Origin of the sequence: Mesorhizobium quangtriensis (assembly GCF_040081925.1) — a bacterium.
In the GTDB taxonomy this organism is placed as follows: Bacteria; Pseudomonadota; Alphaproteobacteria; order Rhizobiales; family Rhizobiaceae; genus Mesorhizobium_K; species Mesorhizobium_K quangtriensis.
In genome coordinates this window covers 1093554-1107315 of record NZ_JBEBMF010000001.1, presented here as the reverse complement: position 1 = coordinate 1107315, position 13762 = coordinate 1093554, and the positions used below count along the sequence as shown (strand labels likewise).

Below are 13762 nucleotides of genomic sequence, written 5' to 3'. Positions count from 1 at the left end.
GCCATTCAAACCGCGTCGTACACGACTTCGAGCGACGGTTTCTGGATCACGATGCCGCCGCGCATGTCAGCCTGGCTGGCCGGCTCCAGCACAACGTTTCCGCCGACATCCTGCGCAGCGAAAAGGCCGAGCAATTCGTCCTGGGACAGGGGCGTCGGACGCTGCGGGCCGGACTCCGAGACATTGAGCGCAAGCTCCTCGAACAGCGAACCCCACTCGCCACCGGGAATGCCTATGATCTGATAGTTGGCGCTCTTTTTGCGTATGTCGTCATTGGCGGGAATTGCCGCAAGTACCGGGATGCCCACCTTGGCCGCAAAAGCCGCGGCTTCGCCGGTGCCGTCGTCCTTGTTGATCACCATTCCCGCTACGCCGACATTGCCTCCGAGCTTGCGGAAATAATCCACCGCCGAGCAGACATTGTTGGCTACGTAGAGTGATTGCAGATCGTTGGAGCCGACGACAATCACCTTCTGGCACATGTCCCGCGCGATCGGCAGTCCAAAGCCGCCACAGACAACGTCACCCAGGAAGTCCAGCAGAACGTAGTCGAAGCCCCAGTCGTGAAAGCCGAGTTTCTCGAGGAGCTCGAAGCCGTGGATAATGCCGCGCCCGCCGCAGCCTCTCCCGACCTCTGGTCCGCCAAGCTCCATCGCGAAGACGCCACCCTTCTTGAAGCAAACGTCGCCGATCTCCACTTCCTCGCCGGCGGCTTTTTTCCGCGCCGAGGTCTCTATGATTGTCGGACAGGCGCGCCCCCCGAAAAGGAGCGATGTCGTGTCGCTTTTCGGATCACAACCTATGAGCAAGACGCGCTTGCCCTGCTGGGCCATCATGTGACTGAGGTTGGCAAGGGTGAAAGATTTTCCGATGCCGCCCTTGCCATAGATCGCGATGATCTGCGTCTCCTTCTTGACCTCACCAACGTGAACCGGATCGATGTCCAGAGCGGCTTCGGCGCGAACGCTCTCGACGAGCGCAAGCAAGCCGCCTTCCGGCACCTTGGTTTGGGCGTTCATGCGGCTTGCCTCCAGTCGAGGATCATCTTCAGGCAGTTCGGGTCAGCGAATGCAGTGTTGTAGGCGCCGTCGAAATGGGTAGGAGCGCTGGTGTGGGTGATCAGGCCGTCAAGCGACAGGATGCCGCGATCGACCATCTCTCCGACGGCACGGAGGTCGCTCTCAGCCCATTCCGCCGAGATCCTGATGCGCGCTTCGCGCATGAACGCACCAGGGAAGGCAAACGACAGGCGCTGGTCATAAAACCCGGCAAGATTGATCTCTCCGCCGCGCGCCAAGCGGACGACGAGCGTATCAAGGATTCCCGGATCGCCACTGACGTCGCAGATCCGGCGGTAATCGCGACGGCTGTCTTCGTCCGGATGGACGACGGCATAGCTGCCGTCACCCGATCGCCGCGCCTCGTTCGTTTCCCATACGACAGGACTTCCGCCACAGACCAAGGAGATCCGCGCAATCAGGCGCCCAAGGACGCCGTGACCGACAATAAGCTCCGGTGGTTCAAGTGTACCCGGCAGCACTGCATGGTGCGCGGTTGCGGCAAGGGCCAGCAAGATGGCGCGCTCGCCGAGCGACTCGGCAACCGGCGTCGCCTTTTTCCCGGCCACGACGACGCGGGAGGATGCGCCGCCGAAAAGACCCCTGGCGTTCTGATAGCAATTCGCACCGGGTACGAAGACCCGTTCGCCGACCCGGCGGCCCGATCCGGGTCCGGCCTCCACCACGCGTCCGATCGACTCGTAGCCCGGAACGAGAGGGTAACCCATACCTGGAAACATGGGCATGCGGCCAGACCACAGCAGCTTTTCTGTACCGGTGGAGATCCCGCTCCACTCGATCTCAACCACGACGTCGTCGGCTGTGGGATCGGTCAGCAGTAACTCGCGCAGCGCGAGTTTTTGCGGCTCAAGGAGGACGACTGCGTTTGCCTTCATCGAACCCTCCTATCCATAAACCTGCTTCAACGCTTCAATATGTCACAATACCTTTACACTATCTAATGTCAATTAGAATGTACATTTGGACGCTGTTCGTCCCCGTGACTCCGTTTACGTCGTCCTTGCAGCTACGATCCGCGCTATGAGCGGTGTCCCGGTCGCGATTTCGCTATGTCCTGCGAAACCTGCGCGTCCGAGCAAATTTCCGATTTCGTTGACTGTCCGCGGCCGACCCTGCCCCATCGCCAGCAAGTAAAAGCCGAAATAGGCGTCGCCGCTGGCCTCGGCTCCGACAGTACCGGCCATTGGCTCAGCGATTAGAAGCGTGCCACCAGGCGCAATCGCCTTGCGGATGGCCGCGAGTAGTGCAAGAGCCGGCGCATCATCGTGATCATGAAGGACGCGAATCAGCGTCACGATGTCGGCGCCTGCGGGAAGCGGGTCATGAAGAAAACTGCCGGAATGAACCTTTGCACGTCCGGCGAGACCAGCTGCGAGCAAACGTTGCCTGGCAATGGCCGCCACCGGGGGCAGATCGAAAAGGGCGAGTTCCAGTTGCGGCGCAGTTCGCCCTGCTGTGATCAGAAAAGTTGCGTCGCCGCCGCCAACATCGAGCAGACGGCGGTGTTGCTTGAACGAATGGGCTTGCAGGATCTCGTCCGTGACGAACGCCTGCGACGCCGACATCAGCCGTGTATAGTCGGCATGCCGGCGCGGCGGGGCGGCACCCGCGGTCTCGCCGCCCGCGTACGCCCAGTAGGACTTGAGATCGGCAGCGGTCTGTCCGGCGAGCAGCGCCAGCGGGTCTTGCAGATCACGATAGAGGATATCGTGATGTAGAATCATTGCCTCGACACCCGGATTGCCGACGAGCGCCGCCCCGAGCGGGCCAAGCGCATACCGACCGCCTTGACGCGTCTCCACCAGACCGAGCGATACCGCCGCCTTCAACAGTCGGTCCGCGGCGGAACATGGGAGGTCTATCCGTGACGCAACGGTATCGAGGTCAAGCGCCCCCGGTGCCAGCATGTCGAAGAGACCAACACGCACGCACGCGACAAGAACCTGGGAATAAACAAAGCCCGCCGTCAGATCGAACAGCGACTTGGCCTGCCGGCGCGCAATTCTTCTGGTGAGCGGAAAGCGAGATGCCCAGCGACGAAAGGCTGGGTCGGCGACCTTTCGGTTGCGAAAGTCGCTGAACCTTTCGCGCAGGGTATCCAGCATCACGGCTCTGCCGAGAAACCTACGGCTGTGCATGCAATGATGTTGGTCGTATGACCCTTCCTCACCGCAAAACCGCCCTCATGCAGCATGCTGTACGGCTTCCTTTGGCAGGAAGCGGCTTGCCTGGGCTCTTATCTGAGCCTTCAAGACCGCACCCCCGATGCAGTCCGGCACCGATTCGACGGTTTCCTCGACGAGCGCCGAAAGCTTCTGTGCCGCGCCTCGGACACCGAACTCCTGAACCGCATTTGGCCGCCCAAGCGCCTTATCCTGCCCGACAGGCTTGCCGATGTCGGCGGGGCTGCACATGACGTCGCGGATATCGTCGGCCACCTGGTAGGCTTCACCCAGCTTGTACCCGAGCATCGCCCAAGGTTCTGCTGCATGGCCGGCTGACGCAGCCCCAGCCATGGCGGCCCCCGAGAACAGTGCGCCTGTCTTGGCACGTTGATAGAGACCGATATCCGGTGCGGTTTCGCTTTCCCAACCCTGGCCAGCCACGATTCCATGCGGCATGCCGACGGCGCGTGCGATTATAAGCGAGATGCTTGCTGAACGCAGCGGATCTGACACCGCAGCCAGCGCGACTGTCTCGAACGCCAGAACGATCAGTCCATCACCGGCCAGAAGCGCCAATGGCTCGCCATAGGCCGTGTGTACGGAAGGCTTCCCGCGCCGGATGTCGGCATTGTCGAAACAAGGCATATCGTCGTGCACAAGCGATGCACAATGCAGCAACTCGATCGCGGCGGCGGCAGCATTTGACATGAGCGGCTGGTCATCACCGCAGGCGAGCGCAACGGCTAGCGTCAAGCGCGGCCTTATACGCTGGCCGGCGGGAAAGACAGAATGTGTGAACGCCGCACCCAGCCTTGGCGGCGCGGAGGGACCAATCGCCCGGGCCAGTGACTTCTCCAACGCGACTTCGATCCGATTTGAAAGATCGTCCCCAGACATGCCGGATCCCCTTGTGTCACTTTGTGTGGACGAGAATGCATGTAAATGTTAATTGACACAAGCCCCTGTTGCGAGAAGGCAGGCATGAACAACAAGTCCGCGTCGGCGCGCCGACGGGTTATCGTGATCGGCGCAGGAATGGGTGGCCTCGTCACCGCGCTTTTGATCGCGGCCAGAGGGTATGAGGTAACTGTCTTCGAAAAAGCCGCCAGGTCCGGCGGCAAGCTTCGCCAGGTGATGGTGGACGGCCATGCCATCGATTCTGGGCCCACCGTATTCACGATGCGATGGGTCTTTGACGCTATACTGGCGCAGGCTGGAGCCAATCTCGACGATCATCTCGACCTGACGCGCGCCGAGATCCTGGCGCGCCATTCGTGGGAAGACGGCTCCACATTCGATCTCAACGCCGACAAGCAGGCCACTGCCGATGCGATCGGACATTTTGCGGGTCCGGAGGAGGCCAAAGGCTATCTTGCGTTCTGCCAGCGAACCGCCGAGGTTTTCCAGTCGCTCGACAACTCGTTTCTCCGCAACAGTTCACCAAGCCCTTTGGGCCTTGCTCGCAATGCAGGCTTGAGCGGCTTGGTCGGCCTCGCCCGCATCAAGCCGTTTACGACGCTCTGGCGGGTGATCGAGAGTTATTTCCGCGACCCTCGCCTGCGCCAACTTTTCGGACGCTACGCAACCTATTGCGGCTCGTCGCCATTCGAAGCGCCGGGACCTTTGATGCTTATCGCGCATGTCGAACAGGCCGGGGTCTGGCTTGTCGAAGGCGGCATGATACGGGTCGCAAACATGCTCGAACAACTGGCCAAGGATCGCGGTGCAATTTTCTCCTATGGCGCGGATGTTGCAGAAATCGTCATGACGAACGGAGCCGCGACCGGTGTACGCTTGGCATCGGGCGAACTGGTCCAAGCAGACGCGGTGGTCTTTAACGGCGATCCAGGTGCTCTTTTCGGCGGGATGCTCGGGGACCAAGCCGTATCCGCCGTCGCTCCATGGCGACCGAAGCAACGTTCGCTGTCCGCATTGACTTGGTCGATCGCCGGAAGGACCGAAGGCTTTGCGCTGTCGCGCCACACAGTATTCTTTTCCGGCGACTACCGAAGCGAGTTCACCGACATTCTTCGCCAACACCGTCTGCCCGTCGATCCGACCATCTATGTCTGCGCACAGGACAGGGATGCCGCTGCGGACAGCCAAGGGCGAGCAGGGGGCGACGAGCGACTGCTTCTTCTGGTCAACGCGCCAGCACGCGCGGACGAAGTGCCCTTGAGCGAAGCGGAGATAGCCTCATGCAAGAGACGGGTGACCGAACGGCTGGCACGCGCCGGCCTGAACATAGAAGCGCAGGACCGCAAAAGATCGGTGACGACGCCCCAGGATTTCGCAAGGATGTTTCCGGGCAGCGGGGGAGCGCTCTATGGAAAGGCGTCGCAAGGATGGGCAGCGTCGTTCGAGCGTCCCAGAGCGCGAAGTTCGATCAACGGCCTGTACTTGACAGGCGGTGCAGTGCACCCGGGACCGGGAGTGCCGATGGCAGCCCTCTCGGGCAGTCACGCAGCCCAGGCGGTGGTCGAGGATTTGACTTCGACCGCAACGTTCCACGCGACGGCTACGCCTGGTGGTACATCGACGCGATCAGCGAAGATGGCCAGAATGCATTGACGGTCATCGCCTTCATCGGCAGCGTGTTTTCTCCATATTATGCGCGAGCGCGGCGGCGCGGGCCGGCGGACCCTTTCAACCACGTCAGCATCAATGCGATCCTTTACATGCCGCGCGGCAAGCGCTGGGCGATGACGGAACGCGGCCGATCGCAGATCGATCGTTCAGGTACGCATATTGCGATCGGGCCGAGCCGCCTTGTTTGGTCGGGAAGCCAATTGACCATCGACATTGAGGAATGGAGCGTCCCTGTGCCGGCGCGGATGCGGGGAACGATCACAATCGACCTTGGGCCGCTGTTCGACGCGGTCCACAGTCTCGATTCCCGTGGACGCCATAGCTGGAGGCCGATTGCACCATGTGCTCTGGCGACTGTGCGGTTTGAGAAGCCCGACCTGTCGTGGTGTGGACGGGCCTATGTCGACATGAACGCCGGGACTGAGCCTTTGGAGGCAGGATTCCGCAACTGGACATGGTCACGAGAGGACGCCGGCGACTCTACTCGTATTATATACGACGTCCAGGAGCGCGATGGCACACGACGCGGCCTGGCGCTCGACTACAGCCCGGACGGATCGATACGACATCTCGATCCGGACCCGCCCCAGGCGCTTCCGCGAACCGGCTGGCTCGTTTCGCGCAGCACGCGCGCCAGGGCGGAAAAGCCCTCGCGGTTGTTGCGCACACTGGAGGACACGCCGTTCTACAGTCGCTCAGTGCTTGCTTTCGACCGAGACGGAGCATCCTGCAGCGCAGTCAACGAAAGTGTCGATCTGGACCGCTTTGCCGCCCGCTGGGTGCAGATGTTGCTGCCCTTCAAGATGCCGCGCCGGGCGGGCTGACCTTCCGGGCTTCGTCCTCGGCCCTGTTCCTTGCCGCTCGCTCGCGGTCGAACCTGCGCAGGTTGATTATTTCCCGCACGCCGAAGACAAGCGCCAGTCCCAGCACAAGCGATATCTCCAGCAGGATGATGACACCGGAACTCATGGCTCTGACCCAGGATACGAATCCGAAGACGCGAACGCTCGGGTAGAGCCACGCATGGATGCGGTTCCGGCATCGCGCGCGGCGAAACCGTTCAGGAGATCTATCATGTGCACGGAGCGCGCCTTGAGATTCCACCACTCGGGAACAGGCCTTCTCGCCACCGGCTGCGGCGCGCCTGCGACTGCTTCGATCAGGTGTGCGGCCTGCGGCACGCATGGCTCCAGTAGGTCATCGCGAACGGACAACCGGGTAGTAAGTACCTCCGACAGGATGCGCAGCTTCTGATTTCTCGACGTGACGGCGCGCGTGGTGACCGGATCAACGCCGCGAAGCACCTCCTGCCCGATTTCGCGATAGAGAAGCCGCGCCGCGTCTATCCCAAGCCTGCAGCCCGAAGGCAGTTCTGCGATTCCAGATCGTGATCGTGCATAGAGCACTTCAGCTTCCTGGAGCAACCGCAAGACGAAGGATTGGATTTCCGTTGAGTAGGATGGGGCGGCAACCCACGTTGCAGTGTCGATTTCGGAGCCATCAAACCAGTCGAGAGGCAGGTAGATGCGCCCGTTTGCTGCATCCTCACCAACGTCCCGGCATATATTGGTCAGTTGCATGGCGACGCCGAGGTCGCATGCGCGGGCAAGAACATGAGGCTCGCGCCGACCCATAACCAGCGTCATCATCAGGCCAACCGTACCGGCGACGCGAACCGCATAGGCCGTCAGTTCATCGAGCGAGGCATAGCGTCTGCCCGATGCGTCCCAGGAGAGGCCTTCGATCAGCGCGTCAGGCAACGCGCGCGGTAGCCCAAAGCGCGACACCACATCGGCAAAACCGCGCTCCACGAAGCTCTCGTTTGGCCGGCCGGCGTAGATGCGATCAAGCATCCGTGTAAGCTCGCCGATTGCCACCGACCCGCCCTCGTCGCGATCGATCAGATCATCGGCGGTCCGGCAAAAAGCATAGACCGCATAAGCCGGTTCGCGGATTGCCACCGGTAGCAGCAGGGAAGCGAGGTAGAAGGATTGCGAGCCTTGCCTTATCGAATGCCGGCACGCGGCACAATTGGCGGGGGTCGAGAACTCTTCAGGATGGGAGTGCTGAGGCATGCGGAATCACCCTGTCGAGGATTTTCGCCGAAGAGAGAACGCCGGGCAGGCCGGCGCCGGGATGGGTACCTGCGCCCACCAAATACAGGCCCTTGATGGTCTCGCTGCGGTTGTGCGGCCTGAACCATGCGCTTTGCGTCAGCACTGGCTCGAAGCTGAAGCCTGCGCCCTTCTCGGATTGAAGCTCATCGCGGAAATGCAGCGGGGTGATGAAGCGAGAGGTGACAATCTCATTTTCGAGGCCCGGCATGACCGTTTCTGAAAGCCGGCGTATCACGGCCCGCCTACGCTTCTCGCCTTCGTTCTGCCAATCAACGTCACCGTCGAGGTTGGGCACGGGACACAGTGCGTAGAAGGCGTCGCAACCCGGCGGTGCGACACCCGGATCGGTGGCTGAAGGCCGATGCAAGTAGATCGAGAAATCTTCGCTCAGTCGCTTGCGCTCGAAAATGTCATGCAGGAGTTCGCGATAACGCGGACCTAGCAGGATCGTGTGGTGGCCGACCGTGTCGTACCGCTTTCGAGTCCCAAAGTACCAGACGAACAGCCCCATCGAGTAACGCGCACGCCTGATGCGGCCAGGGCCCCATCGGGTCTTCTCCTTGCGGTCGACAAGCTTGTCATACGTGAACGCGGCATCGGCGTTGGACACGACGACCGCAGCGGGAATGATGCTCCCGTCATCGAGTTCCACGCCGCTGGTGCAACCGTTGTTCACGATTATACCCGCGACATTTGAGTTGTAACGCACCATGCCGCCCTGCCCCTCTACAAGATCGACAAGACCGTCGACGAGCTTGCCGACGCCGCCCATCGGATAGTGAACCCCCCACCGGCGTTCCAGATCCGGGATGAGGCAGTAGATCGCGGGAGCGCGGAACGGATTGCCGCCGATCAGCAGGGGATGGAAACTGAGCATGACCCGCAGCTTGGGGTTCTTGACGAAGCGCGATACTAACCCGTGGACACTGCGATAGCCTTCAAGCCTCAGAAGATCGGGCGCTATCCTCAGCATATCGAGCAGCGAGTCGAACGGCTGGTCGCCGAGTTGCTCGAACCCGATCCGACAGATTTCGCGCGCCTTGACCAGAAAGCGTTCGTATCCGGGGAGATCGCTCGGAGAAACGCGCAGGACTTCGCGCCGCATCGCTTCATCGTCTGACGAGCAGGCGATCTCGTCGCCATCGTCGAACCGGATGCGGTAGAATGGGTTCATGGGACGCAGATCGACATGGTCCGCGCGGCGCTTCCCGCAGAGCTGCCACAGTTCGTCGAACAGGAAAGGCGCGGTGACGATGGTCGGGCCGCGGTCGAAGGTGAAGCCGTCTTGCTTGAGCACGCCTGCGCGGCCGCCTGGATAGCCTAGCCGTTCCAGCACCGTGACGCGGTAGCCGCGCGCACCGAGCCGTATCGCGGCAGCAAGACCGCCGAAACCGCTGCCAATCACCACGGCGTGCGGCCTGTCAGTAAGGGTGACGCCCGGATGCGGCTTGCGATTCAGAACCGTCAACATTCAGTGACAGTATTGCGGTAAATGGAATTTTACAAACGTTCAGTTTCGACCCGCGCCGGAGCACCCGCTTCACGCGCCACGGCGACAACAAGGTCCGACACTTGCTCGGGGTTCTCCTCCTGGACGAGGTGGCCGCCCTCAGCGAGCGGCATCGTGCGAGCGACGGGCACGCGCGCAGCAACGATTGCCGCATCTTGCGGTGAAACCGCCTTGTCGTTTGCGGCCGAGACAAGAACGAGTGGGACCGAGAGGCGCGAGATCCTGCGCTGTAGCCCGTCGAGGTCCCAGTTCGCCATCATACCGAGCGTGCCGGCGACATGCCCGGGTTTGCGAAACAGTCGCTGGTAGAGTTCGATGCCGCGTGCGTCAATCGCTGACCCGGTGCCTTCAAGTAGCCGGCGCGTCGCGTCATGGCTGAGCGCGCGCCAGGCGAAGACCTTCGGGGCCAGCGGATTGAGGAAAAGCAGCTTCGCTAGCGGCGAAAACAGCGATGCTCCCCTAATGGGCAACAGCGCACCGTTTACGGCGATGATGACCTTCGGGCGGATCGTTCCGGAAAGCGCCATCTCGACCAGGATTGCGGCGCCTGCGGAATGACCGACGGCTATATCTGGTTCGAACCCTCTCTTGGCAAGCAAGATCCCAACCAGTCGCCCCATGCCTGCGAGCGACAGGCCGCTGCTTGGCGGCATGTCCGTGAAGCCGTGCCCCGGGAGGTCGGGCGCAAGAAGATCGAAGTGCTTCGCCAGGTTGGGCGCCAGGTCTCTGAAGGAATGGGTGGCGGCGCCGGTGCCGTGCAACAACAACAACCTTGGACCGTCGCCCATTTCCTGGACGTGCCAGGATATGCCACCGGCGGAAACGAAGCGGCTGAATTCGCGGTTCGGCCAATCGCGCCCCTCGACGGACCATTCGGGCCTCTGAGCGCTGAAGGCCATGACCGTCAGTTCTCCATGCGCATGCCGATTTCGCGCGCAAGGTTCTTTGGTTCGGCACGCGGCAGGACGAGATGTTCCGCTCCGAGGTCGCGCGCCAGCGTTTCGACCCGCGGCTGAGGGCGTTTGGCTGTGTCGATGACGATGGCGCGCGCGCCGGCAGCTCGAAACATCCGTGTGGCTTTTTCGGTATCGGCCGCAACCGATTCCTTCGCCGTGCCGCCATCAATGGCTATATTGCCGCGTCCGTCCGTTAGAAACACCGTGATCACGCTCTGGCCCTTCTGCGTCAGGCCGGTCGCCATGGCGAGCGCTGTAAGGATGCCGCTGGCAAGCGGAGTGCCGCCACCGCCCGGAAGCGCCGACAGGCTGCGCTTGGCCCGGACTAACGAGCGCGTGGGGGCGAGCAGCACCTCGCTGCCCCTGCCCCGAAAAGCGATCAGCGCGACCTGGTCGCGGCGGACGTAGCACTCGGCAAGCAGGAGTTCGACGGCACCCTTGCTTTCGGCGAGGCGCTCCAGCGCAGCCGAGCCAGAGGCGTCGACCGCGAAGATCACGGTGGTCCCGGTCTTTTCGCGGAAACGCAGGTAGCGGAAATCGCTTTTGCGGATGTGAAGGCGCCGCGCGCACTGAGCCGATGCAGCGCGGATGCGTTGCCATGGCGCCGCCTGGCGCAGTGTCGCAAGTACATCGAGCCGGGCACCGGGAACCGGCGGCTTGTCGCTGGTTCCGATCGCGCGTCCGCGCCGCGCCTTGTTGCGGACCGCGCCTGCCTTGCCCGCATCGCCGCGTATGCGATTTACAGGCGTTCCCGACTGCAGCCCGGCCATCAGGTGTTTGGGAAGGACTGCATCCTTGGCTGCGACCAGAATGTCCTGAAGGGCATCCGTCTGATTGTATTCCTGTTGCGAGCCTTGCTCTTCCGCTGGCTGCGATCGATCGGCTTCACTCTCGGTCTCGGGCTCTGGCTCAGCAGCCTGCTCCGGCGGGCCGGCCCGCAGGCCGAGAACAAGCCGCAACGCCGTTGCGGCATCCTCGGCATCGACCGTTTCGCTACCGCGCAAGGCGGCTGCGGCGCGCGCAGCGTTTGAAAGATGCAGGGCGGCGCGTATTGAACGGATGCCGACCGATATGCTGACCGAACACATCGCATTCACCAACTCATCGCGCATGACGACGGTTGGCAAAACCTTGCGCGCCTGCTCGACATTCGAAGACGATACCGTACCCAACATGTCGCGCAACGCCACGGCGTTGAGGTCGATGCGCAAGCCGAGGCGGTCGGCAAGCGGCGTAGGCAGGCCCTCGTCGTCGATGCCCTCGTCAAGCGCAATCAGCGCAAAGCGCGCCTGGTGGCTTGTTGAAATTCCATCTCGCTCAAGCCTCACCGAGCGATTGTCGAGCGCCATGCCGATTACGGCGGCGGCAGAGATGTCCATCCTTTCCGCCATGCCGAGAACGACCATGCCGCCATCGGCGCTTGCGAGCGCACCGCGCTCGACTACAGGACGCCCGCCGTCGAGCGTGAGGCCAATATCCAGTCCTCCCGTCAATCTTATGTCGGGAATGCCGGCTGAGATCCGCCTGATCGGCGCCTCGGGTTCGACGAGCCCGATCAAAATTTCGAGCCAGCGATCGCGGACAGGTCCCGAGCGGGAGCGGACATGCACGCCGGCTAGCCCCTTCGGATCGATCGTAATCAAGGCGGCGGCCAGCAGCGCGTCGTCCCAAAGAGATGGGAGAGCGGCTGCCGGGCTGGTCAAGGCGCAACCATTTCGGCCAACGCGCGCTCGACGCGCTTGCCCGAATCGGATTCGTCGAGAGGATCGCGCCGCAGCCGATGTCGTAATGCCGGGACCGCAACGGCGCGCATATGAGAAATTGTCGGACCGGGGCCGCCCTCAAGCGCGGCCAGCGCGCGCGCAGCACGCAGCAAAGTCAGTTCGCCACGCAGTCCATCGACCCCGAGTGCGAGACAGAGCATCGATGCAAACTCCAAGATCTCGTCCGGCGTCTCCATCGAATCGAGTAGGGCGCGACCTTTGACAACCTTGGACCTGAGCTCGGCATTCTTGCGCTTCCACTTGGCAACGAACGCTACCGGATCACGATCGAACGCGTCGCGCCGCTTCACCACCTCAACGCGGGACGGCACATCGTTCGGGGATGCCACGTCGATGGACAGGCCAAAACGGTCCAGCAATTGCGGCCGCAACTCGCCCTCTTCGGGGTTGCCGCTGCCGACCAGCACAAAGCGAGCCGGATGGCGCACGCTGAGGCCTTCACGTTCGACGATATTGACGCCGGAGGCGGCAACATCGAGCAGCAGATCGACGAGATGATCCTCCAGCAGGTTAACCTCGTCGATGTACAGAAAGCCGCGATGCGCACCTGCCAGCAGCCCTGGCTCAAAGGCTTTTTCCCCGGCGACCAGAGCTTTTTCGAGATCCAGCGCGCCGGCGACACGATCTTCAGTCGCACCGAGCGGCAGGTCGATGACCGGCACCCGCGTCTGTCGGGGTTTCAGCGTGCCCGCAGACATCTGGCCCCGGCAACGGGTGCAATAGCGGCTGGCATCGCCCGGTTCGCAATTGTAGCGGCAGTCTCCGGCAACCTGCATCGCCGGAAGGAGCCCTGCCAACCCTCTCACGGCGGTCGATTTTCCGGTACCCCTATCACCAAAAATCAGAATGCCGCCAATAGACGGGTCCACAGCTGCTAGAAGCAGCGCCTGCTTCATCTCATCTTGACCAACGATTGCTGAAAATGGGTAGTTCACAGCCATGGCGGTATGTGACGCTTGACACTATGTCGTGTCAATCCTGCCATCACAAACCCAGTCCACTTGCGGGGAAGGTCGCTAAGATTTTTCATAACGCGATTGGTCGGCACACAAAGTGTCCATTATGTTTTACGCTATCATCCTTGACACATCTGCGGCGCGGACTACTCTCCAAGATACACTGAGCGGCCTACTTATGGAGGAGTTGCATGGCTCGTTTAATGGACCTTGTGAAGCTTGGCGGTGTGTTCGCTGTGTTGGCGACTCCTGCGGCAGCCCTCGACGGTAACGTCGATGCGGGAAAGAAGGTGTTTGCCAAGTGCGGCGTATGCCATGGCATAGGCGAGACGAAGAAGCCGATAGGTCCAAATTTGAACAACGTCATAGGACGTACCGCCGGAACTCAGGCTGATTTCCTGGCCAAGGGCAATGCGGGCTATTCAAAGGCGATGATCGCCGCGGGCGCGGCAGGTCAGGTCTGGACCGACGATCAAATCCTTGAATACATAACCGACCCCAAGAAGAAGATTCCGGGAAACAAGATGGCATTCCCTGGCCTGCCCAAGGAACAAGATAGGGCGGATGTTCTCGCCTACATAAAGACCTTCTCCACAGCTCAATAGG

At 61.8% G+C, this 13762-nt stretch carries 13 protein-coding genes; 3 read left to right on the top strand and 10 right to left on the bottom strand.

Annotated features, from left to right (window positions below; all coding sequences use genetic code 11):
* Positions 1 to 5 precede the first annotated feature (5 nt).
* The 4 genes from ABMA32_RS05455 to ABMA32_RS05440 all read right to left on the bottom strand — a co-directional run bounded on the left by ABMA32_RS05455 (position 6) and on the right by ABMA32_RS05440 (position 4141).
* The gene (locus tag ABMA32_RS05455) at positions 6 to 1019 is read right to left on the bottom strand and encodes a chlorophyllide a reductase iron protein subunit X (RefSeq protein WP_349012699.1); all 1014 of its coding nucleotides are present in this window, start codon (positions 1017 to 1019) and stop codon (positions 6 to 8) included.
* Complete coding sequence (gene bchC, locus ABMA32_RS05450) at positions 1016 to 1954, bottom strand: chlorophyll synthesis pathway protein BchC (protein ID WP_349012698.1); 939 nt, start codon at positions 1952 to 1954, stop codon at positions 1016 to 1018. The genes ABMA32_RS05455 and bchC overlap by 4 nt, the downstream gene beginning before the upstream one ends.
* A gap of 114 nt (positions 1955 to 2068) precedes the next feature.
* On the bottom strand, positions 2069 to 3184 hold the full coding sequence (locus ABMA32_RS05445) for a methyltransferase (protein WP_349012697.1): 1116 nt from the start codon (positions 3182 to 3184) through the stop codon (positions 2069 to 2071).
* Positions 3185 to 3262: 78 nt separating this feature from the next.
* Entirely contained in the window at positions 3263 to 4141 is an 879-nt protein-coding gene (locus ABMA32_RS05440) for a polyprenyl synthetase family protein (protein WP_349012696.1), read from the bottom strand.
* 84 nt (positions 4142 to 4225) lie between these two features.
* On the opposite strand from ABMA32_RS05440, the gene crtD reads away from it, so the two are divergent.
* Both crtD and ABMA32_RS05430 read left to right on the top strand, forming a co-directional pair.
* On the top strand, positions 4226 to 5815 hold the full coding sequence (gene crtD, locus ABMA32_RS05435; protein WP_349012695.1) for a 1-hydroxycarotenoid 3,4-desaturase CrtD: 1590 nt from the start codon (positions 4226 to 4228) through the stop codon (positions 5813 to 5815).
* 218 nt (positions 5816 to 6033) lie between these two features.
* A complete protein-coding gene (locus ABMA32_RS05430; RefSeq protein WP_349012694.1) occupies positions 6034 to 6657 on the top strand; it encodes a hydratase in 624 nt (207 codons plus the stop codon).
* On the opposite strand, the gene ABMA32_RS05425 is transcribed toward ABMA32_RS05430, so the two are convergent.
* From ABMA32_RS05425 to bchI, 6 genes are read right to left on the bottom strand one after another with little or no spacing between them, the layout of a single operon-like run.
* A complete protein-coding gene (locus ABMA32_RS05425) occupies positions 6632 to 6802 on the bottom strand; it encodes a hypothetical protein (protein ID WP_349012693.1) in 171 nt (56 codons plus the stop codon). The two genes, ABMA32_RS05430 and ABMA32_RS05425, sit on opposite strands and share 26 nt — an antisense overlap.
* Positions 6799 to 7908 (bottom strand): phytoene/squalene synthase family protein, encoded by a 1110-nt coding sequence (locus tag ABMA32_RS05420; RefSeq protein WP_349012692.1) that lies wholly within the window; start codon positions 7906 to 7908, stop codon positions 6799 to 6801. The genes ABMA32_RS05425 and ABMA32_RS05420 overlap by 4 nt, the downstream gene beginning before the upstream one ends.
* Positions 7886 to 9421: a phytoene desaturase gene (locus ABMA32_RS05415; protein ID WP_349012691.1), complete on the bottom strand. Its 1536-nt coding sequence runs from the start codon at positions 9419 to 9421 to the stop codon at positions 7886 to 7888. The genes ABMA32_RS05420 and ABMA32_RS05415 overlap by 23 nt, the downstream gene beginning before the upstream one ends.
* A gap of 29 nt (positions 9422 to 9450) precedes the next feature.
* A complete protein-coding gene (bchO, locus tag ABMA32_RS05410; RefSeq protein ID WP_349012690.1) occupies positions 9451 to 10359 on the bottom strand; it encodes an alpha/beta fold hydrolase BchO in 909 nt (302 codons plus the stop codon).
* 5 nt (positions 10360 to 10364) lie between these two features.
* Positions 10365 to 12119 carry a magnesium chelatase subunit D gene (locus ABMA32_RS05405; protein WP_349012689.1) on the bottom strand — a complete coding sequence of 585 codons (1755 nt, stop codon included), beginning with the start codon at positions 12117 to 12119 and terminating at the stop codon, positions 10365 to 10367.
* Positions 12116 to 13141, bottom strand: a complete 1026-nt coding sequence (gene bchI, locus ABMA32_RS05400; RefSeq protein ID WP_349012688.1) for a magnesium chelatase ATPase subunit I — start codon at positions 13139 to 13141, stop codon at positions 12116 to 12118. Before bchI ends, ABMA32_RS05405 begins: the two co-directional genes overlap by 4 nt.
* Positions 13142 to 13359: 218 nt before the next feature.
* Here bchI and ABMA32_RS05395 point away from each other — a divergent pair, with 218 nt between their 5' ends.
* Complete coding sequence (locus tag ABMA32_RS05395; protein WP_349012687.1) at positions 13360 to 13761, top strand: c-type cytochrome; 402 nt, start codon at positions 13360 to 13362, stop codon at positions 13759 to 13761.
* Position 13762: the final 1 nt, after the last annotated feature.

Bases quoted from the DNA above. Each gene is read 5' to 3' on its own strand.
- ABMA32_RS05425 (WP_349012693.1), bottom strand. From the start codon at position 6,802: ATGAGTTCCGGTGTCATCATCCTGCTGGAGATATCGCTTGTGCTGGGA.
- ABMA32_RS05445 (WP_349012697.1), bottom strand. From the start codon at position 3,184: ATGCTGGATACCCTGCGCGAAAGGTTCAGCGACTTTCGCAACCGAAAG.
- ABMA32_RS05440 (WP_349012696.1), bottom strand. From the start codon at position 4,141: ATGTCTGGGGACGATCTTTCAAATCGGATCGAAGTCGCGTTGGAGAAG.
- ABMA32_RS05415 (WP_349012691.1), bottom strand. From the start codon at position 9,421: ATGTTGACGGTTCTGAATCGCAAGCCGCATCCGGGCGTCACCCTTACT.
- ABMA32_RS05455 (WP_349012699.1), bottom strand. From the start codon at position 1,019: ATGAACGCCCAAACCAAGGTGCCGGAAGGCGGCTTGCTTGCGCTCGTC.
- crtD (WP_349012695.1), top strand. From the start codon at position 4,226: ATGAACAACAAGTCCGCGTCGGCGCGCCGACGGGTTATCGTGATCGGC.
- ABMA32_RS05395 (WP_349012687.1), top strand. From the start codon at position 13,360: ATGGACCTTGTGAAGCTTGGCGGTGTGTTCGCTGTGTTGGCGACTCCT.
- bchO (WP_349012690.1), bottom strand. From the start codon at position 10,359: ATGGCCTTCAGCGCTCAGAGGCCCGAATGGTCCGTCGAGGGGCGCGAT.
- bchC (WP_349012698.1), bottom strand. From the start codon at position 1,954: ATGAAGGCAAACGCAGTCGTCCTCCTTGAGCCGCAAAAACTCGCGCTG.
- bchI (WP_349012688.1), bottom strand. From the start codon at position 13,141: ATGGCTGTGAACTACCCATTTTCAGCAATCGTTGGTCAAGATGAGATG.
- ABMA32_RS05420 (WP_349012692.1), bottom strand. From the start codon at position 7,908: ATGCCTCAGCACTCCCATCCTGAAGAGTTCTCGACCCCCGCCAATTGT.